The organism is Flavobacterium sp. CECT 9288 (assembly GCF_918731615.1).
Taxonomy (GTDB): Bacteria; Bacteroidota; Bacteroidia; order Flavobacteriales; family Flavobacteriaceae; genus Flavobacterium.
The window spans coordinates 1,304,166-1,323,820 of the sequence record NZ_OU957226.1; the positions used below are offsets into that span (position 1 = coordinate 1,304,166).

Here is a 19,655-nt window from a genome sequence, read left to right on the forward strand (position 1 = left end):
TTGTGCAATCGATTACATTTTGTATTTTAAATAATTAGTTATAAAATGTTTATCGTTCAATAGTCAGGAATTAATGAAATAAATCATACTTACAACAATATGTATCAAAAAAGTAATAAAATTGGAAGCTATCGTTGGTCTATTTGTGGATTGCTATTTTTTGCAACAACAATCAATTATTTAGACAGACAAGTTTTATCCTTGACTTGGAGTGAATTTATAGCACCAGAATTCCACTGGACTAATAATGATTACGGAAACATAACTGCGTTATTCTCTATTTTTTATGCAGTTTCATTGTTGTTTGCAGGTCGTTTTGTAGACTGGATGGATACCAAAAAAGGTTTTTTGTGGGCTATCGGGATTTGGTCATTTGGTGCTTGCCTGCATGCTTTTTGTGGTATTGCCACTTCAGGAATTATCACTGGCAATTGGTTTGTGGGTTTTGAAGGCGCAAAAGAAACTTTAAAAACAGTCAATGACACGGGATTAATCATAAATGTTAGCGTAACCTTATTTATTTTTGCCCGATTTGTTCTAGCGGTGGGAGAGGCCGGTAATTTTCCTGCTGCAATAAAAACTACGGCAGAGTATTTTCCTAAGAAAGATAGAGCTTTTTCAACCAGTATTTTTAATGCTGGTGCAACAGTAGGTGCCTTAGCAGCTCCAATCTCCATTCCTTTTATTGCTAAAGCATTTGGTTGGGAAATGGCTTTTATAATTATTGGTGCACTTGGTTTTGTATGGATGGGTTTTTGGGTTTTTATGTATGATAAACCTGAAAAGCATCCTAATGTTTCACAAGCAGAGTTAGAATACATTCAACAAGATGATATTGCCGATAGTAAACTTTCAGGATATGTTCCTGAGACTACAACCAAAGTTTCTTTGAGTGATTGTCTTAAATACAAGCAAACTTGGGCTTTTGCTTTTGGAAAATTCATGACAGATGGAGTTTGGTGGTTTTTCTTATTTTGGACACCAGCCTATTTAAGTTCTGTTTATAATATGGATTCAACACAATCAGCATTGCCATTGTTTGTGCTTTATATGATTACATTATTATCAATTATTGGTGGTTGGTTGCCTACTTATTTCGTAGAAAAGAAAGGAATGAATCCTTATGAAGGCAGAATGAAAGCCATGCTTATTTTTGCTTTTTTTCCACTTTTAGCACTCATTGCGCAACCACTTGGGCATATTAGTTATTGGCTTCCAGTAATTATTATTGGGATTTCAGGAGCGGCACATCAATCGTGGTCTGCTAATATTTTTACAACCGTGGGAGATATGTTTCCTAAAAAAGCAATTGCCACAATAACAGGAATAGGAGGTCTGGCAGGAGGAATAGGTTCAACATTAATTAATAAAGGTTCTGGTGTTTTATTTGATTATTCAAAAGAAACGAATATGGTTTTTATGGGTTTCAAAGGTATTGAGGCTGGATATTTTATTATTTTTTCAATCTGTGCTGTTTGTTATTTAACGGGCTGGATAGTAATGAAGTCTTTGGTGCCTAAATATAGTCCTATAAACTCTCTGTAGATCATATTTAAAATATTTATAAACTATTTTGCCAAAGTTTTATTTTATCAAGTACCTTTGTGCAATCGATTACATAAAAAAATAAAACATGACAAATTTTTCTTTTAGATATGCAACCAATCCTACTGATTTTAAAAAGTATGGAACCGATGAATTAAGAGAACAGTTTTTAATAGAAAATATATTTGTTCCTGATGAAATTCAGCTTACGTATTCCATGTATGATCGGTATGTTGTTGGTGGAGTTATGCCAGTAAAATCAAGCTTAAAATTAGAAACAATTCCATATTTAAAGTCTGAAAACTTTTTAGATAGGAGAGAATTGGGAATAATCAATGTAGGTGGAGCCGGAGTTGTAACCGTTGATGGAGTTGTCTATGAATTGAATACTAAGGAAGCGCTTTATGTAGGTCAAGGTTGTAAAGAGGTTCTTTTTGCAAATGCTGATGGACAACAAGCCTTGTTTTATATCAATTCGGCACCAGCTCATACTTCTTATCCAACAAAAAAAATTGGTAGAGAAGATGCGGAAATCATTCCACTGGGAGATGAAATTACAGCTAATAAACGCATTCTAAATAAGCTGATAGTAAATAGTATTGTACAAACCTGTCAACTTCAAATGGGGCTAACAGAGTTGTTACCGGGTAATGTTTGGAACACCATGCCCGCTCATACTCATGATCGCAGAATGGAAGCTTATTTTTATTTTGATATTCAAGCTCCGCAAACAGTGTGTCATTTTATGGGAGAGCCACAAAATACAAGGCATCTTTTTATGCAAAATCACCAAGCAGTTTTATCACCAGAGTGGTCTATACATTCAGGTGCGGGTACAAGTAATTACTCTTTTATTTGGGGTATGGCTGGAGAGAATTTAGATTATGGAGATATGGATATTGTAGCACCTAATGAACTAAGATAATACCTATGAATTTATTTGATTTAAAAGGAAAAAGAGCTTTGATTACCGGTGGAACTCACGGATTAGGTTTGGCTATGGCCGAAGGTCTCGCTCAAGCTGGTGCAGCACTTGTCATTACAGGAACAACACCCTCTAAAATGGAAGAAGCTCTTGCTTATTATTCACAAAAAGGATATACCGTTTCGGGTTATTTATTTGATGTTACGGATGAGAATGCAGCAGCAGAAAATCTTGAACGCATTACAAAAGAGCAAGGTGATATTCATATTTTAATAAACAATGCGGGTATTATTAAGAGAGAATTAGCTATTAATATGCCTATTGCTGATTTTAGAAAGGTGATTGATGTAGATCTTGTTGGTCCGTTTATTATGTCTCAACTTGTTGCTAAACAAATGATTGAAAGACAAGAAGGCAAGATAATTAACATTTGTTCTATGATGAGTGAGCTAGGACGCAATAGCGTATCTGCTTATGCTGCTGCAAAAGGTGGACTCAAGATGCTTACTAGAAATTTAGCTACAGAATGGGCAAAGTATAATATTCAAGTTAATGGGATTGGTCCAGGATATTTTGCCACTACACAAACAGAACCTATACGCGTAGATGGTCATCCGTTTAACGATTTTATAATCAACAGAACGCCAGCTGCACGTTGGGGAAATCCTGAAGATTTAGCAGGAACAGCTGTTTTTTTAGCTTCAAAAGCTAGTGACTTTGTAAACGGTCAAATTGTATATGTAGATGGTGGAATTTTGGCCACTATTGGGAAACCTATAAACGAAAATTAATTCAAAAATTAAAAAAATGAGTGCGCCATTTATACACGATAATTTTTTATTAGAAAATAAATATGCAGAAGAGTTGTATCATGATTTTTCTAAAAATCAGCCTATTATAGATTATCATAATCACCTATCACCACAGTATATTGCTGAAGATAAAATTTTTGAAAATTGTACTCAAGTTTGGATAAATGGAGACCATTACAAGTGGCGTGCCATGAGAACTCTGGGTATTAAGGAACAATTTATTACTGGAAATGCAACGGATAAAGATAAGTTTTTACAATGGGCTAAAACGGTTCCTTACACGATGCGTAATCCATTGTTTCATTGGACACATCTAGAGCTTGCCAGATATTTTGATATTCATGAGCTATTAAATGAAAAAACAGCCGAAAAAATCTATGAGGAATCATCGGCAAAAATAGCTTCAAAAGAATACAGTACTCAAAACTTGTTAAAAAAAGTAAATGCCAGTTTTGTGTGTACAACTGAGGATCCAATTGACACTCTAGAACACCATCAGTTTTTAACTAAAAACCCATTTGAAACTAAAGTTAGTACCGCTTTTAGACCAGATAAAGCTATTCTTATTTTAAACGATGGGTATAATGCTTACATCAATTCATTAGGTGAAGTTGCAGGTATTTCGATTGATTCGTATGCTGATTTGTGCATAGCTTTAGAAAAAAGAATTGATTATTTTGATCAAAACGGTTGTAAACTTTGTGATCATGGCTTGGATCAGATTTATTTCGAAAGTTTTACTGAGGTTGAAGTAAATCGTATTTTTAGAAAGAAAAGAGAAAACGTGTCTATAACTACTGAGGAGGCTTTTAAATTTCAATCAGCTATTTTATTATTTTTATCCGAAACGTATCACAAGTATGGCTGGGTGCAACAGTTTCATTTAGGAGCATTACGAAATAATAATGAGCGAATGCACCGTATTTTAGGGCCAGACACAGGATGGGATTCTATAGGAGATTATCCGCAAGCGTTAAAACTTTCTCGTTTTTTAAATGCTTTGGATACCCAAGATAAATTAACAAAAACGATAATTTATAATTTGAATCCTGCTGATAATGAAGTTATGGCTACGATGATTGGTAATTTTAATGATGGTAGCGTAAAAGGAAAAGTGCAATTTGGTTCAGGATGGTGGTTTTTAGATCAAAAGGATGGAATGACAAAACAATTGAACGCACTTTCTAATATGGGGTTAATAAGTTGTTTTATAGGAATGTTGACTGATTCTAGAAGTTTTTTATCATTTCCAAGACATGAATATTTCCGTAGAATTTTGTGCAATTTGTTAGGTGATGAAATTAAAAGGGGAGAGTTACCACCAGATATGGAATGGATTGGTAAAATGGTTTCTGACATTAGCTATCACAATGCAAAAGAGTATTTTAATTTGTAATTCAAAAGCTTATGTCTAAAAATAGTTCCAATCAATTATTTTTCTTGGCAGATGAAATGCATTGGGAAATTGCTAGTACTGGTGTTTTAAGACAGCTAACAGGATTTGATGATCGTGTTATGATGGTGAATGTTAAATTTAAAGAAGGCGCTATAGGACCTATGCACAAGCACACGCACACACAACTGACGTATGTAGCCGAGGGTAAATTTGAGGTTACCATTGAATCTGATACCTGTGTTTTAAAAAAAGGGGATTCATTTCAGGTTCCATCTAATAGTTTGCATGGTGTTTTATGCCTAGAAGAAGGTATTTTGATTGATGTTTTTAGTCCTATGAGAGCTGATTTTATTAAATAGTAAAGGAATATTGAATGAGTAAAGTAGTCACTTTTGGCGAAATAATGTTAAGACTTTCAACAGAAAGACATTTGCGTTTTGAACAAGCCAAAACTTTCACAGCATCTTACGGTGGAGGTGAATTTAATGTAGCGGCATCATTAGCAAATTATGGAATTGAAGCTGAATTTGTTACTAGAATTCCTGATAATGAGATAGGAGTTTGTGCAGAGAAAGAAATGAGAAAAATGAACGTAAGTTCTAAAAATATTCTTCGTGGCGGGGAACGTTTGGGGACTTATTTTTTAGAAACTGGAGCAGGAACAAGAGGTAGTAATGTGGTTTATGATAGGGCTCACAGCGCTATGGCTACAATTAAGAAAGGGTTAATTAACTGGGAACAGGTTTTTGAGGGTGCAACATGGTTCCATTGGAGTGGTATTACTCCAGCAATTTCTAATAGTGCTGCAGAAGCTTGCTTAGAGGCTGTTCTTGTGGCTCATAAATTGGGATTAACAATTTCATGTGATTTAAATTATAGATCTAAATTATGGCAATATGGTAAAACACCTAGTGAAGTTATGCCAGAAATTCTTAAATACAGTAATGTCATTTTAGGTGATATTGATACAGCATATTTTATGTTGGGTTTATCTAAAGTGCAACCTAATTATCAAGACTTAGTTTCATTGCCGTCCTTATACGGTAAATTATTTCAGCTATGTCCTAACTTAAAAATTGCAGCTACGACACTCCGCTATTCTGTGAGTGCATCACACCAAAGAATTGGAGGTATATTATATGATGGTAAACATATAAGTAATGCAGCAGTAAAAGAAGTAACGCCTGTGGTGGATAGAGTGGGTAGTGGTGACGCTTTTATGGGTGGTTTAATTTATGGATTATTGAATTTTCCAGTAAGTAATCAACGTGCTTTAGATTTTGCAGTTGCCGCTTGTTGTTTAAAACATACCATTGCAGGAGATTATAACTTGGTTACAATAAAAGAAATAGAAAACATGCTAGATGGAGACGGATCTGGTTTAGTTTCACGATAAAATAGTAATATATGGCACGATATTCTAGAATTGAAGTAGCAAATGCAATGGCATCAACGGGTTTAGTCCCATTGTTTTTTCATAATGACGTAGAACTTGGAAAAAAAATTATAAAAGCATGTTATGATGGTGGTGCCAGATTGATGGAGTTTACCAGTCGAGGTGATTTTGCTTTTGAAGTTTTTGGAGCCTTGAACAAATATGCATTTTCAGAACTGCCAGGAATGATTCTAGGTGTAGGTTCTGTTACTGATGCTGCTGCAGCATCGCTGTACATGCAACTTGGAGCTAATTTTATTATAACGCCTGTATTGCGGGAAGATATTGCACTTATTTGCAATCGTAGGAAAGTGCTATGGTCGCCGGGTTGCGCATCCCTTACAGAGATTGCTCGTGCAGAGGAATTAGGATGTGAAATTGTAAAACTTTTCCCTGGAGATGTATACGGTCCTCAATTTGTCAAGGGGATCAAAGGTCCTTGTCCTTGGACTAGTATTATGCCTACAGGTGGTGTAACTACTGATAAAGCAAACTTAAAAAGTTGGTTTGATTCAGGTGTAACTTGTGTAGGTATTGGTTCTCAATTAATATCACAAGTTGTAATAGAAAATCAAGATTTTCTTGGACTTGAAAACACAGTAAGAAATACCCTTGAAAATATAAAACAAATTCGAGACGAAAATAAAAAGTAAATGGAAACTAATTTTTCATTAAAAGGGAAGGTGATTGTAGTCACTGGAGGAACTGGAATTATAGGGAATTCATTTATAAAAAGTATTGTTGGCGCAGGAGGTATCGTTGGTATTCTGGGCAGAAATGAAAAAATAGCTCATCAACGAGTTAAAGAAATACATGATAAAGGTGGTAGGGCCATTGCCTTACTTGCAGATGTTACAAATGAAGCCCAATTACTTTTAGCAAGGGATAAAATGTTAGATGCTTTTGGTAGAATTGATGGCTTAGTAAATGCTGCAGGAGGAAATATTCAAGATGCCGTTGTGCAACCAGATCAGGATATTTTTAGTCTTAATATTAATGCTTTAGAACAAGTGATGCAGTTAAATTTACTAGGAACCATTTTACCTACACAGGTTTTTGGTGCAAGTATTCAACAAGCAGGATCGGGCAGTATAGTTAATATTTCATCTGTAGTATCTCAACTGGCGGTAACTAAAGTTTTAGGGTATAGTTTAGCTAAATCATCAATAGACAGTTACACTAAATGGTTTGCTACTGAACTTGCCATACGGTATGGAGATGCCATCAGAATGAATTCTATTGCGCCAGGTTTTTTTTTAACAGAACAAAACAAAACCTTACTTACAAACCAAGATGGAACCCTAACAGATAGAGGAAATCAAGTATTGCAAAGTACTCCTTTCAGACGTTTTGGTCATCCTGATGAACTTGCAGGAGCATTAATATGGTTGTTAAGTGACGCCTCAAAATTTGTAACCGGTTCTAAAATTACAGTAGATGGTGGCTTTACAATTTTTAGTGGAGTATAAATATAGTATTAAAGTAAAGGTATAATAAGCGACTTATACCGTGTTTTTTTGATCGTTATTCTTAACTCCTCATAGAGAATAAAAGGATGTAAGCATAAAAGTAAGTCGTTTATAATACTCTTTCATAAAATTTCTACTTTTTTAGGTCTATTTTAAGTACCGTAAAAGAGTTTTAAATAATTTAAAAATCATGAATTTAAATAGAAAAAATAAAAACCTAGAGGTCTTAAATCCTATAAAAGTAGTGCAATTTGGCGAAGGTAATTTTTTAAGAGCTTTTGTTGATTATGCTTTTCAAGAGCTTAATGATTCTTTAGAATTTAATGCAGGAATTGCAGTTGTTCAACCCATAGAGAATGGTATGGTCGACTTGCTTAACAATCAAGATGGTTTGTATACGCTATTCTTGAAAGGATTAACTAAAGGACAAGAAATCCAAGAAAAAAAATTAATTACAAACTTGGTTACAGGGATTAATCCATATGTAAACTTTCAGGATTTTTTGGCTTTAGCCAAAGAAAAGGAGCTTCAATTTGTAATTTCTAATACTACTGAGTCTGGAATTGCTTATGTCTCAACAGACACTCCTACAATGCAACCACCTAGTTCTTATCCCGCTAAGTTAACACTTCTTTTATACGAAAGATTTAAGTTTTTTAACGGTGATCCTAATAAGGGTTTGTATATTATTCCATGTGAATTAATTAATAATAATGCAGATACGCTTAAGGAATTCATTATCAAATACAGTAATGATTGGAATTTAGGCACTGATTTTATAGATTGGGTAAACCAAAATAATAGTTTTCATAATACGCTAGTTGATAGGATTGTACCTGGTTATCCAAGAACTGAAATTGAGGAATACAACAATCAATTAGAGTATACCGACAATTTAATTGTAACTGCTGAAACCTTTTTTCTGTGGGTTATTGAAGGTGGTGACGCTTTAAGTGCCAAATTACCTTTTCATAAAACCAGTTTAGATGTGAAAATTGTAGATGATATGCAACCGTATAGAACGAGAAAAGTTCGTATTTTAAATGGTGCTCATACTGCAATGGTTCCATTTTCATTACTATTTGGTAATGAAACTGTAAAACAAACTGTAGATCATATTTTTACAGGATCTTTTGTCAATGATGCTATTTTTAAAGAAATAAATGAAACCATAGCAATGGACAAGGTTGAACTTGATCTTTTTGCAGAGGACATTTTAGACCGTTTTAGAAATCCATTCATAAAACATAATTTATCAAGTATTGCACTTAATTCTATTGATAAATTTAAAGTTAGAGTGTTGCCAAGTATTGTGGAATATGTTAAAAAGTTTGATAAAACCCCAACAAATCTTATATTCTCTTTTGCTTGTCTCATTAGGTTTTATCAAGGAACTTGGAACGGAGAAAAACTGCCGCTTGATGATAATCCCGAAATTATAACTTTTTTTGAGGATGTTTGGAAAACAAATAGTTTAGAGGAAGTAGTTCAAAAAACGCTTTCAAATATTGGTTTTTGGGGGCAAGATTTAAATGCAATTAATGGATTATCCAATGATTTAGTGTTAGCATTGACGGAAATTGAAAAAAATGGGATTGAAAAGGGCTATGCTAATTTCAGTCAAAAAAAATAACTTCATCAACGAATTACATTTTTTATTATGCAAAAGAAATTAATAAAAGTAAACCCATCAGATAATGTAGCAGTTGCATTAGTTAATCTTGCAGCTGGTGAAAATATCAATTTTGAAAATGATACAATTACCATTACTGCTGCAGTAAAAATGAAGCATAAAATTGCCTTGAATGATTTAAATTTAGGGGATAGAATCATTATGTACGGAGTTTTAGTTGGTAAAGCGAGTGCATTTATAGAAAAAGGTGGATTACTTTCTACTGCTAATGTAAAGCATGAAAGTGATGCTGTATCTGGAAAAACAGAAACTATTGGTTGGGAGGTTCCTAATATTGATAAATGGAAAAGTCGAACTTTTAATGGGTATCACAGAGAAGACGGACAGGTAGGGACCGAAAATGTGTGGCTGTTTTTTCCGCTTGTTTTTTGTGAAAACAGAAATATTGAAATCTTAAAAGATATTTTTGAAAAAGAACTTATGAAGCCGAAAGAAAATGATTATCAATTGTTATTAAGGTCATTAGTAAGTGCTGAAAACGGGGAAAACGAAACGATTTCAAAGACACAAAATTCAGATTTGTTTCAAAATATTGAAGTTAAATTTATAACTCATCAGGGTGGTTGCGGTGGTATTCGTCAAGATTCACATAGTTTAGCTAAATTATTAGCTGGTTATGTTAATAATCCTAATGTTGCTGGTGGAACTGTTTTAAGTTTAGGGTGTCAAAATTTACAAATCCAAATTTTTAAAGATGCGCTACACGAAATAAATCCTACGAGTACAAAACCTGTTTTGATTTATGATCAGCAACAAATAGGTACTATTGAAGCTATGTTAAGTAGTGTTGTTAAAGACACTTTTGAAGCGATTAAAAAAGCCAATGAATTGGAAAGAAAACCAGCTCCTTTGTCTAAACTTTCTATTGGTTTAGAATGCGGTGGATCTGATGGTTTTTCAGGTATATCAGCAAATCCAACTTTAGGTGTTACCTCAGATTTGTTGACGGCTCTTGGTGCTACTACCATACTCTCAGAGTTTCCAGAATTGTGTGGAGTAGAACAAGAGTTAGTGAACCGTTGTGTTGATGATGAGGCTGGAGTTCGATTTTTGGAACTAATGAAATGGTATGAAAAAACAGTAGTTGATGCAGGGTCAGGATTTGATATGAATCCGTCACCTGGTAATATTAAAGATGGTCTAATTACTGATGCAATGAAATCTGCTGGAGCAGCCAAAAAAGGTGGAACTTCACCTATTGTTGGCGTTTCTGATTATGGAGAATATATTACAAAACCAGGTTTGAATTTACTTTGCACACCCGGAAACGATGTAGAATGCACTACTGCTATGGTAGGATCCGGAGCTAATATGGTTCTTTTTACCACAGGTTTAGGAACGCCAACGGGGAATCCTATTGCACCAGTTGTAAAAATTTCTTCTAATACTGACTTAGCGCAAAAGATGTCTGATATTATTGACATTGACACTGGAGGTATTATAACTGGTGAAAAAACAATTGATGAAATGGCTGATGAAATGCTGGAATTTATTATCCAAGTGGCAAGTGGTGAAATTAAAACGAAAGCAGCCGTATTGAATCAAAATGATTTTATACCTTGGAAAAGAGGCGTTTCCTTGTAAACCAAAGTATAAATTTTATTCAATTATTTTTAATTGAATACTAAATAGAATTAATTAAAAACGGGTGTTGCTCAACAGCAAGACCCGTTTTTTATTCTGGATTTCTTAAGGAAGATTTTCTGATGTGTAATATTGGATTGAGAACAATCTTTTTTTCAATTTTAACATTATCTGAAGTATTCATTTGTTCTAAAAATACTTTTGCAGCCATTTTACCCATTTCTTGAGGGGATTGATCTATAGTTGTGATCGAAAGTTCCATAAATTTTGTAAAAGGTTCGTTTCCAAAACCCACCACACAAAAATCTTGGGGCAAAGTATAACCTTGACATTTTAACTCTTGTATGGCTCCTAATGCAGCAAAATCACTCGCCGAAAATATAGCGTCTGGTGGCGTATCCAGTTGTAATAATGTTTTGGTTACTAGTGCACCTTCCTCTAAATTACTTTTAGAACGAATAACATATTCCTCTATAAATGGAAATCCATGGTCTAGTAATGCTTTTTGATATCCTTTAAAACGATTTTCATAAATTTCAAGAGATTGATCACCACTCAAATGTGCAATTTTCGTACAGCCTTGCTCTATTAAATGTTTGGTAGCCATATAACCCGCTTTAAAATCATCAATAGTGATGGAGCTTACGCCATCAATATTTTTCTTTCTATCAAAAAAGATTAGCGGAACATTTTTTTCTAAAACCCTATGAATTATTTTTTCATTTTTCTTTGATTCGTTTGTAATAGAAATCATTATACCATCTACTTGTGCATCAAGTAAGGTGTTTATGTTTTCAATTTCTCTATTCTCATCTTCATGAGTTTGACAAATGATTACGTTGTATTTATTAGGGTGAAGTTCTTCTTCGATACCACGTATAACAGAACCAAAAAAATTAGTATTGATACGAGGAACAATTACACCAATATTTCCGCTTTTTCCACTGCGCAAAGCTAGAGCAAGTCGGTTTTGCTTGTAGTTCATTTTTTCGGCAGTATCAAGAACAAGCTTAATGGTGGACTCACTAATTTTTGGGTTTTTATTTAGCGCTCTTGATACAGTTGCTGCTGATATGTTGAGCTCTTTAGCGATATCGTAAATTGTTGTTTTCTCACTCATTGGGAATCAGTAGTTTATATTGATGTTGTAAAACTAATACTTTTTTGTTAATAATACAGCTATGTTATCGATTGTATAAACTATTAATAGCATACTTTTTTACCAAAAATAGATGTTTATTATGCAGAATAAATGGCAATATATTACATTAACTATATAAAAACAATCTTTTTTTTATAGTACTAGTATTTTTATGAAATTAATTTTGGTAAATTGAAAATAAATATATACGTTTGTGTAATCGATTGCATTACTCGATTGCAATCCTTGAAAAACACCCTTGATTTTTAAATTTTTAAAATAAAATGGCAGTAAAACACTTTTATACAGTTCGTTTTTTCTTATCTATCACTTTATTGGGTATAGTATTACTTTCTTGTTCTACAACTAAGACAAAAGAAGCTGTAGGTGTTAATCCATGGAAAAAAATGGCTTTAATATTAGATAGTATCAAAGCTCCTCAATTTCCAAATAAAAATTACAGTATTACTGATTTTGGAGCTCAATCTGGAGGAGTGATGAATGCAGGTGAGGCTTTTAAAAAAGCAATAAACGCTTGTACAAAAAATGGTGGTGGAAAAGTGATTGTCCCTGCGGGAAAGTTTTTAACGGGACCTATTCATCTTGAGGATAATGTAAACTTACATTTAGAGCAAGGTGCAGAAATAGTGTTTAGTACAAACCCAAAAGAGTATCCGCTGGTGCATACCTCTTGGGAAGGAACTGAATTAATGAATTATTCTCCCTTAATTTATGCATATCAAAAAAAGAACGTAGCCGTGACAGGTAAAGGAGTTTTGAATGGTCAAGCTAATAATGAAAATTGGTGGTGGTGGTGTTCTAAAAAAGAATATGGATGGAAAGAAGGAAAGCCTAATCAAAACGATCCTCTAAACCGTTTGCGATTGATTGATTTGGCTGAAAAAAGAGTGCCTGTTGAAGAGCGTATTTTTGGCGAAGGCCATTATTTGAGGCCAAATTTTGTAGAGTTTTTTGATTGTAAAAATGTGCTTTTAAAAGATGTGAAAATAATAAATGCTCCTTTTTGGATTGTGCATCCTATAAAATCAGTAAATGTTACCATAGATGGAATTACGGTGGAGAGTCATGGTCCTAATAATGATGGTTGTGATCCTGAATATTCTAAAAATGTATTAATTAAGAATTGTCTTTTTAATACAGGAGATGATTGTATTGCAATAAAATCAGGAAGAGATGCTGATGGTAGACGCGTGGCTATGAAAAGTCAAAATATTATTGTTCAAAACTGCAAGATGATTGACGGTCACGGCGGTGTGGTGATAGGCAGTGAAATATCTGGAGGAGTGAGTAATGTTTTTGTTGAAAATTGTGTGATGGACAGTCCAAATTTAGACAGAGCAATCCGAATTAAAACCAATTCGAATAGAGGAGGGTTAATAGAGAATGTTTTTGTTAGAAATTTAAAAGTAGGTCAGGTTAAAGAAGCGGTTTTAAAACTGAATATGTTTTATGAAGTCTATGGCGCTAAACCAGGCACTTTTATACCCCAAATTCAAAATATACATTTAGAAAATATAACCGTTAAAAACGGCGGAATGTATGGAATTCTTGCTAAGGGTTATGAACAATCTCCTATAAGAAACGTGACTTTAAAAAATGTAAAAATCATCAAGGTTATAGAAGCTTTCTCTATAGAAAATCTGGTAGGGCTTAAGTTGTCCAATACTTTTATTAATGGTGTAAAAGTAGAAGCACCAACAAAAAATTAAATTTTATTATACTAACTAACCAAATTATTAAATTATGAATTTCAGACATTTATTAAAAAAAGGCTCTGCATGTTATGTTGCCTTTTTCTTATTACTGAGCTTGTTTACGGTTCAGGAGATGAAGGCTCAGCAGCCTTCCTCTGTTACAGGAACTATTACTGATGCTGCAGGATTGACATTGCCAGGAGTAAATGTGGTTGAAAAAGGAACGCGTAATACAGCAAGCACTGATTTATCTGGTAATTTTACTATAAAATTGACAAATGAAAAAGCAGTATTACAAATCAGTTTTGTAGGTTTTGTTTCTCAAGAAGTAAATGTAACAGGTAAGAAAACAATAAAAGTTGCTCTAGTAGAGGAATCTCAATCCTTGAAAGAAGTAGTTGTAGTGGGTTACGGAACTGTGAAAAAAACAGATTTAACGGGGGCTGTAAATACCTTATCTTCGGCTAAAATTACTGAAAGAAATGTAACAAACCCACTAGAAGCTATTCAGGGTGGAATTGCAGGAGTTCAAGTAACATCAAACTCAGGTAGATTAGGGGATGGTTTTAATGTGGTTATTCGTGGAGCAAATTCTATTAACAAAAATGGTTCAGGTCCTTTATTTGTAATTGATGGAGTTCCTAGTGATAATATGGATTTTTTAAATCCACAAGATATTGCACGTATGGATGTGTTGAAAGATGCTTCGTCTGCTGCTATTTATGGTTCTAGAGGTGGAAGCGGTGTTGTAATTGTAACTACTAAAAGTGGTGCAAGCGCAAAATCTGGAATAAATGTATCTTATGAGACGTCTTACGGTAACAAGCAAGTGGCACGTTTACCAGAGTTTATGAGTGGAGAAAAATGGTGGAGCTACCATCAAGCAGCTTTTTTACCTACTTCGCTTTCGTCAACAGTAACCAACTATGCGAGTATTACACCAGCTATGTTGAGTAGTAATGTTGGCGCTGGTGGTACAAATAATGTTTTATTACAAAGAGTAGCAAGAAACCAAACTTTTGATTGGACAGATGCAGTTTTAAGAGGTGCAATGTCACAAAACAATTATTTAACGGTTTCAGGAAGAGGTGATTCTGGTATGGCTTATAATCTTGCAATTGGGCAGCAGCGCGAAACAGGAAACGTTCAAAATGAAAGTATAGATAAGTATACCTTCAAAGCAGGATTAAATCATCAGGTTAATAGTAAATTTGGACTAGGAGTGAATTTAACTTTGTCAAAAACAGATGAGCAATTAGGCAGTCCAACGGCTATGCAAGAGGCTTTTAGACAAAATCCATTTTCTTCACCTTGGGCAATTGATGCTGCTGGAAATGAGGTTGTTGGAACATTGGCGTTACAGCCAGGAACTTTGAGATACCCTAACGGTAACTTAGCAATAAATAAAACAGGTTCTATAAACCCATTGCTTGAAATTGAAAATTCTACTGATGAACGTGTGAACTGGACTACTATAGGTAATGTTTTTGCTGAGTATAAAGCAAATAGCTGGTTAACTTTTAAAACGACATTTTCAGCAGGTAAATTAGATTCAAGACGTGGTAAAGCTTTTGGACCATTGACTAACATAGGAATAGCAAACAGAAACTTACTTTCGGGAGAAATCAATAATGTTGCAAATTTTAATTACACTTGGGATAACCAATTCAATATCAATTATACCCTAAAAAACGATCATGTCATCAATTTCTTAGGATTACAAAGTTTGTATAGCAATACAACCGAGACTTCTTTTTTATCATCACGTGAAAACCCTTTTAATACTGATTTTTACAATTTGGGATCAGGACCACAAAATACTTTTGCTATCCGTTCTAATTTCTTTAAAAACACTCTGGAGTCTTATGCTGCAAGGTTAAATTATACGTTCAAAGGAAGGTATTTATTTACGGGTACTTTACGAGCTGATGGTTCTTCAGTGTTAGCCAAAGGGAATAAATGGGCAACTTTCCCGTCAGTTGCAGTTGGATGGAAAGTAAATGAAGAAAGTTTTTTAAAGGATGTTTCTTTTATTAGTATTTTAAAATTGAGAGCCAGTTTAGGATACACTGGTAATGATAATACACCAGCTTATTCAAGTTTAAGTGTACTAAGCAATTCAACTTTTTATGATTTTAATAGCACTACACTTAGCAATGGATTTATTCCTTCAAGTTTAGGTAACCCTGAGCTTACTTGGGAGCGAACAAGAGAAACTAATTTTGGTTTAGATTTTGGATTTTTAAATAATAGAGTATCGGGTAGTGTAGATGTGTATGATAGATTATCTGATGGTTTATTGTTTCAACAAGCGCTTCCGCTAGAAATGGGTATTCCTATTATTACTTCAAATGTAGGATCGATTAGTAATAAAGGTGTTGAGGTTGCTCTTTCTACTAAAAATATTCAAACAAAAAATGTTACATGGGAGACTAGTTTTACATTTACAAAAAACGTAAATAAATTAGTTTCAATCTACAACCAGAAAGAAGTGAGTGATGTGGGGAATAATTTATTTATTGGTGAAAACATTAATTCGTATTACAACTATGTATTTGATGGCGTTTGGCAAGAAAGTGAAAGAGCTCAGGCTGCTGTTTACCAGCAATTACCAGGTGAAGCTCGAGTAAAAGATTTGAATAATGATGGAAGGATAGATGGTAACAATGATAGAGCAATTTTAGGTAATTTTGATCCTAAATGGACAGGAAGTTTCTCTACTTCATTAAAAGTACATCAATTTGATTTTGGAATGGCTTTGATAGCAAATCAAGGAATGACAGTGTTTAGTGATTTTCATAACAATTTTGCCGATGTGAATGATCGTGGACGTCAAAAACTAGATCTTCAAGATTGGTATGTACCTGCAAATGGTGCGGGAGTTCCTCAACAATTTTCTAATACGAATCCTTTACCACGTGCTGCGGGTGTTTATTACAATAATAATGATATTGCTTTTTATAAGGATGCATCCTTCGTTAAAATTCAAAACATTTCTGTAGGGTACAGTTTTGATGATCAATTATTAGAAAAATTGAAAGTTAAATATTTAAGATTGTATGTCAATGTTTTAAATCCATTTGTATTTACAAAATATGAAGGGTATGATCCTGAGTGGGCTACTGCTGGACTAGCAATCAACCGTGTAGCATCTACTACTATTCAAATGGGAGTAAGTTTAAAATTCTAAATTAAATCAAAATGAAAAAAATTATAGTAATAATTGGGATTCTAGCATTGTCAATGAATTCTTGTTCTTCATTTATTGAGGAAGATAATAAATCTTTAGGAAATCCAGATGAGTATTACTTGACCGCTCCTGGTTTTGAAGCCTTAGTCAATACGAATTACTTCATGCTCAAAGATATTTATGGGGGTAATCCTTGGTTGTTTGAAGCAGGTACCGATTTATATTCTGAAGGAAGGAACATGGAGCCTGATGGATTGAGTAAATATGCTAACTTAGACTCAACATCAGATGGAGTGGATCAATTATACAGAACTTGTTATGCTGCAATTCAGCAGGCGAATACAGGTTTACATTTTGCGCCACTTACAGCTCCTAGCACAAATTTGAATGCTAGAGTAGGTGAGTTAAAGTTCTTACGTGCTAATGCTTATTTTTTATTAGTTCAAACCTATGGTGGTGTACCTCTTGTTCTTGACTATTTTAAAAGCCCAGTTCAATCATTTGATAGAAACTCTGCTGAACAAGTGTACACTCAAATTTTAAAAGATTTAACAGAGGCTTTGCCTGCAGTAGCTACTGGCGGATACACAGGAAGAGTTAATCGTAGAGCAGTACAAAACTTATTAGCAAAAGTATATTTGACAAGAGGTTATGAAACGTTTGCTGCATCAAATGATTTTCAAACAGCTGCAACATTAGCTGATCAAGTAATCAATGGACAACAGCTTAATGTTTCATTTGATAACGTTGTTCGCCCAGGTAATGAAATGAATGCTGAAACTATTTTCTCTGTTCAATTTTCACCTTTAGCAAATTCAACTGGAATTACAACATTAGGAAATTCACAAGGATATTATTTCGGACCTTATTTAGGGCCAGCTGCTACAGGTAATCCATATCCTAATAGGAGTTATACTTTATTACCTACAACCTATGCATTGTCATTATTTGAAAGAGGTGATCGTAGATGGGAAGGATCTTTTATGACTGAAATTTATACAAGATATTATGCTTTTTATGAGGTGGCTGATAGAACTAATTTAAAAATAACCGATTTTTACGAACCAAGTTGGTTTACACTTGCAGACAGAGCAGCATGGAAAACAGCTAATGCTTCTAGATATCAAAATGCCGCGACTTTTAGATATCATAATTGGGGGACATTTGCATCATCATCAAATGTAAGTGCTGATTATGCGACAATACCGGTAAGAAAGTTTGATGATCCTACGGCTCCTTTTGGAACTGCAACAAATACTAGAGTGAGCACTCGTGATTTTATTATTTCTCGTTTAGGTGAAACGTATTTAGTTGCTGCCGAAGCGTATTTAAAAGCTGGTAATCCCGGAACAGCATTACAACGTCTTAATGAGGTAAGAAGGAGAGCTGGAGGGGGGACTGCAGGAGTTATTCCAGTACTTACAACAATAGATATCAATACAATTTTAGATGAAAGAGGTCGTGAACTACTAGGAGAATATCACAGATGGTTTGACTTAAAACGTACTGGTACTCTTGTAGCTAGAACTATTTTACACAATCCAAAAATAACTAGTGCTGCTGTTTTTAATGGAAAAAATGGGAATTTAAAAATTTTAAGACCAATACCTCAATCGGTTTTAGATTTAAATAGAAGTACCAACTATCCTCAAAATCCTGCTTACTAATTATAATGAAGTTTTGGTTCAATAATTTTTTTTTTGAGTTTGTTAAAAAAGGGGTTTGATTTTTGTATCAAGCTCCTTTTTCTCTTACATTTCATCATTTTTTTAGTTAAAGACAATTATGAAAAATATAAAATTAATACTAGGTGTTTTTTTGTTGAGTTCTCTTGTTACACTGGCACAAAAGTCTCAAAATAATAAAAAAACCTACGCTGAAATATCTGTGAAAGAAGGCGGAAAATGGGAAGGTCGAAAATACATTGGTGGTACGTTTAAAAACGTTCAAAAGTTAAAACTTGCTCCAGAACATACAGATCATTCGTTTGATATACGTTACGAAGGCCCGGGCTGGGAAAGCAACAAAATTGGATACCGTTTGTATCTAGATTGGAGAAATGCCATTGATATTTTTGGAAAAAAAACAGATGCTATCGTTTTACCTCAAGTTGGTCAAGATGGTTTTGACTCCTATCACGAAATGAGTGATTGGGGTTCAGATATTTTAAAAGCGGGTAAAGGTATCGGTATAGGATCTATAGATCGATATCTAAACAACGAAAGATTACACTTTTATGAAGTTGATTCTACCCTAGCAAAGGTGGAGAATAAATCCAAATCATCAGCGGTAAAAATCAATTACTATGGTTGGAAAACAGCGGGAGAAAAAATTGATTTCACTTCTCAGTTAACTATTGCTTCAGATCAACGTCATACCCAGCACACCATTAAAGCTTCTAAAGCAATTAGTGGTATTTGTACTGGAATTGTTAAACAAAAAAACACAGAAGTCTTCAAAAAAGTAAGTCAAAACAAAAGATGGGCTTATTTAGCTACTTATGGTAAACAATCTCTTGTTCCTGATCAGTTAGGAATGGCCATTTTCTACGAAGTGAGTACAATAGAATCTGAAGTAAATGCAGAATTTGATCATCTTTTAGTTTTCAAACCTTCAAACCAAACCGTATCCTTTTACTTTTTAGGTGCTTGGGAGCAGGAAAAAGACGGAATTAAAAATAAAGAAGCTTTTATAAAATACTTGGACGAAAAACTAATCGAACTCAACAAAAAAGGCAAAATTTAATCATT

At 33.9% G+C, this 19,655-nt stretch carries 15 protein-coding genes; 14 read left to right on the forward strand and 1 reads right to left on the reverse strand.

Going from position 1 to position 19,655, the window contains the following annotated elements; translation table 11 throughout:
• Positions 1-99 precede the first annotated feature (99 nt).
• The 10 genes from LQ189_RS05620 to LQ189_RS05665 all read left to right on the forward strand — a co-directional run bounded on the left by LQ189_RS05620 (position 100) and on the right by LQ189_RS05665 (position 10,859).
• A complete protein-coding gene (locus tag LQ189_RS05620) occupies positions 100-1,545 on the forward strand; it encodes an MFS transporter (RefSeq protein ID WP_230154885.1) in 1,446 nt (481 codons plus the stop codon).
• A gap of 88 nt (positions 1,546-1,633) precedes the next feature.
• Positions 1,634-2,470: a 5-dehydro-4-deoxy-D-glucuronate isomerase gene (kduI, locus tag LQ189_RS05625; protein WP_086454812.1), complete on the forward strand. Its 837-nt coding sequence runs from the start codon at positions 1,634-1,636 to the stop codon at positions 2,468-2,470.
• Positions 2,471-2,475: 5 nt separating this feature from the next.
• Positions 2,476-3,261 (forward strand): gluconate 5-dehydrogenase, encoded by a 786-nt coding sequence (locus tag LQ189_RS05630; RefSeq protein ID WP_230154887.1) that lies wholly within the window; start codon positions 2,476-2,478, stop codon positions 3,259-3,261.
• A 16-nt stretch (positions 3,262-3,277) separates the two neighbouring features.
• A complete protein-coding gene (gene uxaC, locus LQ189_RS05635; protein WP_230154890.1) occupies positions 3,278-4,678 on the forward strand; it encodes a glucuronate isomerase in 1,401 nt (466 codons plus the stop codon).
• 11 nt (positions 4,679-4,689) lie between these two features.
• Positions 4,690-5,037, forward strand: a complete 348-nt coding sequence (locus LQ189_RS05640; protein WP_230154892.1) for a cupin domain-containing protein — start codon at positions 4,690-4,692, stop codon at positions 5,035-5,037.
• 14 nt (positions 5,038-5,051) lie between these two features.
• Entirely contained in the window at positions 5,052-6,074 is a 1,023-nt protein-coding gene (locus tag LQ189_RS05645) for a sugar kinase (protein WP_230154894.1), read from the forward strand.
• Positions 6,075-6,085: 11 nt separating this feature from the next.
• A complete protein-coding gene (locus tag LQ189_RS05650; RefSeq protein ID WP_230154896.1) occupies positions 6,086-6,766 on the forward strand; it encodes a bifunctional 4-hydroxy-2-oxoglutarate aldolase/2-dehydro-3-deoxy-phosphogluconate aldolase in 681 nt (226 codons plus the stop codon).
• Positions 6,767-7,582, forward strand: coding sequence for an SDR family oxidoreductase (locus LQ189_RS05655; protein ID WP_230154897.1), 816 nt, complete (start codon positions 6,767-6,769; stop codon positions 7,580-7,582).
• Between the two features lie 187 nt (positions 7,583-7,769).
• Positions 7,770-9,215 (forward strand): tagaturonate reductase, encoded by a 1,446-nt coding sequence (locus LQ189_RS05660; protein WP_370634890.1) that lies wholly within the window; start codon positions 7,770-7,772, stop codon positions 9,213-9,215.
• Between the two features lie 27 nt (positions 9,216-9,242).
• Complete coding sequence (locus tag LQ189_RS05665; RefSeq protein WP_230154901.1) at positions 9,243-10,859, forward strand: UxaA family hydrolase; 1,617 nt, start codon at positions 9,243-9,245, stop codon at positions 10,857-10,859.
• A gap of 91 nt (positions 10,860-10,950) precedes the next feature.
• Here LQ189_RS05665 and LQ189_RS05670 read toward each other — a convergent pair whose 3' ends face one another.
• Positions 10,951-11,979: a LacI family DNA-binding transcriptional regulator gene (locus LQ189_RS05670; RefSeq protein ID WP_230154902.1), complete on the reverse strand. Its 1,029-nt coding sequence runs from the start codon at positions 11,977-11,979 to the stop codon at positions 10,951-10,953.
• A 305-nt stretch (positions 11,980-12,284) separates the two neighbouring features.
• Between LQ189_RS05670 and LQ189_RS05675 the strand changes: the two genes are divergently transcribed.
• From LQ189_RS05675 to LQ189_RS05690, 4 genes are all read left to right on the forward strand, one after another.
• On the forward strand, positions 12,285-13,730 hold the full coding sequence (locus tag LQ189_RS05675; protein WP_230154903.1) for a glycoside hydrolase family 28 protein: 1,446 nt from the start codon (positions 12,285-12,287) through the stop codon (positions 13,728-13,730).
• A 34-nt stretch (positions 13,731-13,764) separates the two neighbouring features.
• Entirely contained in the window at positions 13,765-16,905 is a 3,141-nt protein-coding gene (locus LQ189_RS05680) for a TonB-dependent receptor (protein ID WP_230154904.1), read from the forward strand.
• 11 nt (positions 16,906-16,916) lie between these two features.
• Entirely contained in the window at positions 16,917-18,572 is a 1,656-nt protein-coding gene (locus LQ189_RS05685) for a RagB/SusD family nutrient uptake outer membrane protein (RefSeq protein WP_230154905.1), read from the forward strand.
• Between the two features lie 118 nt (positions 18,573-18,690).
• A complete protein-coding gene (locus LQ189_RS05690) occupies positions 18,691-19,650 on the forward strand; it encodes a DUF4861 family protein (RefSeq protein ID WP_230154906.1) in 960 nt (319 codons plus the stop codon).
• Positions 19,651-19,655: the final 5 nt, after the last annotated feature.

Excerpts from the sequence above, each read along its gene's own strand:
- LQ189_RS05620 (WP_230154885.1), top strand. The coding sequence starts at position 100 with ATGTATCAAAAAAGTAATAAAATTGGAAGCTATCGTTGGTCTATTTGT.
- kduI (WP_086454812.1), top strand. The coding sequence starts at position 1,634 with ATGACAAATTTTTCTTTTAGATATGCAACCAATCCTACTGATTTTAAA.
- LQ189_RS05630 (WP_230154887.1), top strand. The coding sequence starts at position 2,476 with ATGAATTTATTTGATTTAAAAGGAAAAAGAGCTTTGATTACCGGTGGA.
- uxaC (WP_230154890.1), top strand. The coding sequence starts at position 3,278 with ATGAGTGCGCCATTTATACACGATAATTTTTTATTAGAAAATAAATAT.
- LQ189_RS05640 (WP_230154892.1), top strand. The coding sequence starts at position 4,690 with ATGTCTAAAAATAGTTCCAATCAATTATTTTTCTTGGCAGATGAAATG.
- LQ189_RS05645 (WP_230154894.1), top strand. The coding sequence starts at position 5,052 with ATGAGTAAAGTAGTCACTTTTGGCGAAATAATGTTAAGACTTTCAACA.
- LQ189_RS05650 (WP_230154896.1), top strand. The coding sequence starts at position 6,086 with ATGGCACGATATTCTAGAATTGAAGTAGCAAATGCAATGGCATCAACG.
- LQ189_RS05655 (WP_230154897.1), top strand. The coding sequence starts at position 6,767 with ATGGAAACTAATTTTTCATTAAAAGGGAAGGTGATTGTAGTCACTGGA.
- LQ189_RS05665 (WP_230154901.1), top strand. The coding sequence starts at position 9,243 with ATGCAAAAGAAATTAATAAAAGTAAACCCATCAGATAATGTAGCAGTT.
- LQ189_RS05670 (WP_230154902.1), bottom strand. The coding sequence starts at position 11,979 with ATGAGTGAGAAAACAACAATTTACGATATCGCTAAAGAGCTCAACATA.
- LQ189_RS05675 (WP_230154903.1), top strand. The coding sequence starts at position 12,285 with ATGGCAGTAAAACACTTTTATACAGTTCGTTTTTTCTTATCTATCACT.
- LQ189_RS05680 (WP_230154904.1), top strand. The coding sequence starts at position 13,765 with ATGAATTTCAGACATTTATTAAAAAAAGGCTCTGCATGTTATGTTGCC.
- LQ189_RS05685 (WP_230154905.1), top strand. The coding sequence starts at position 16,917 with ATGAAAAAAATTATAGTAATAATTGGGATTCTAGCATTGTCAATGAAT.
- LQ189_RS05690 (WP_230154906.1), top strand. The coding sequence starts at position 18,691 with ATGAAAAATATAAAATTAATACTAGGTGTTTTTTTGTTGAGTTCTCTT.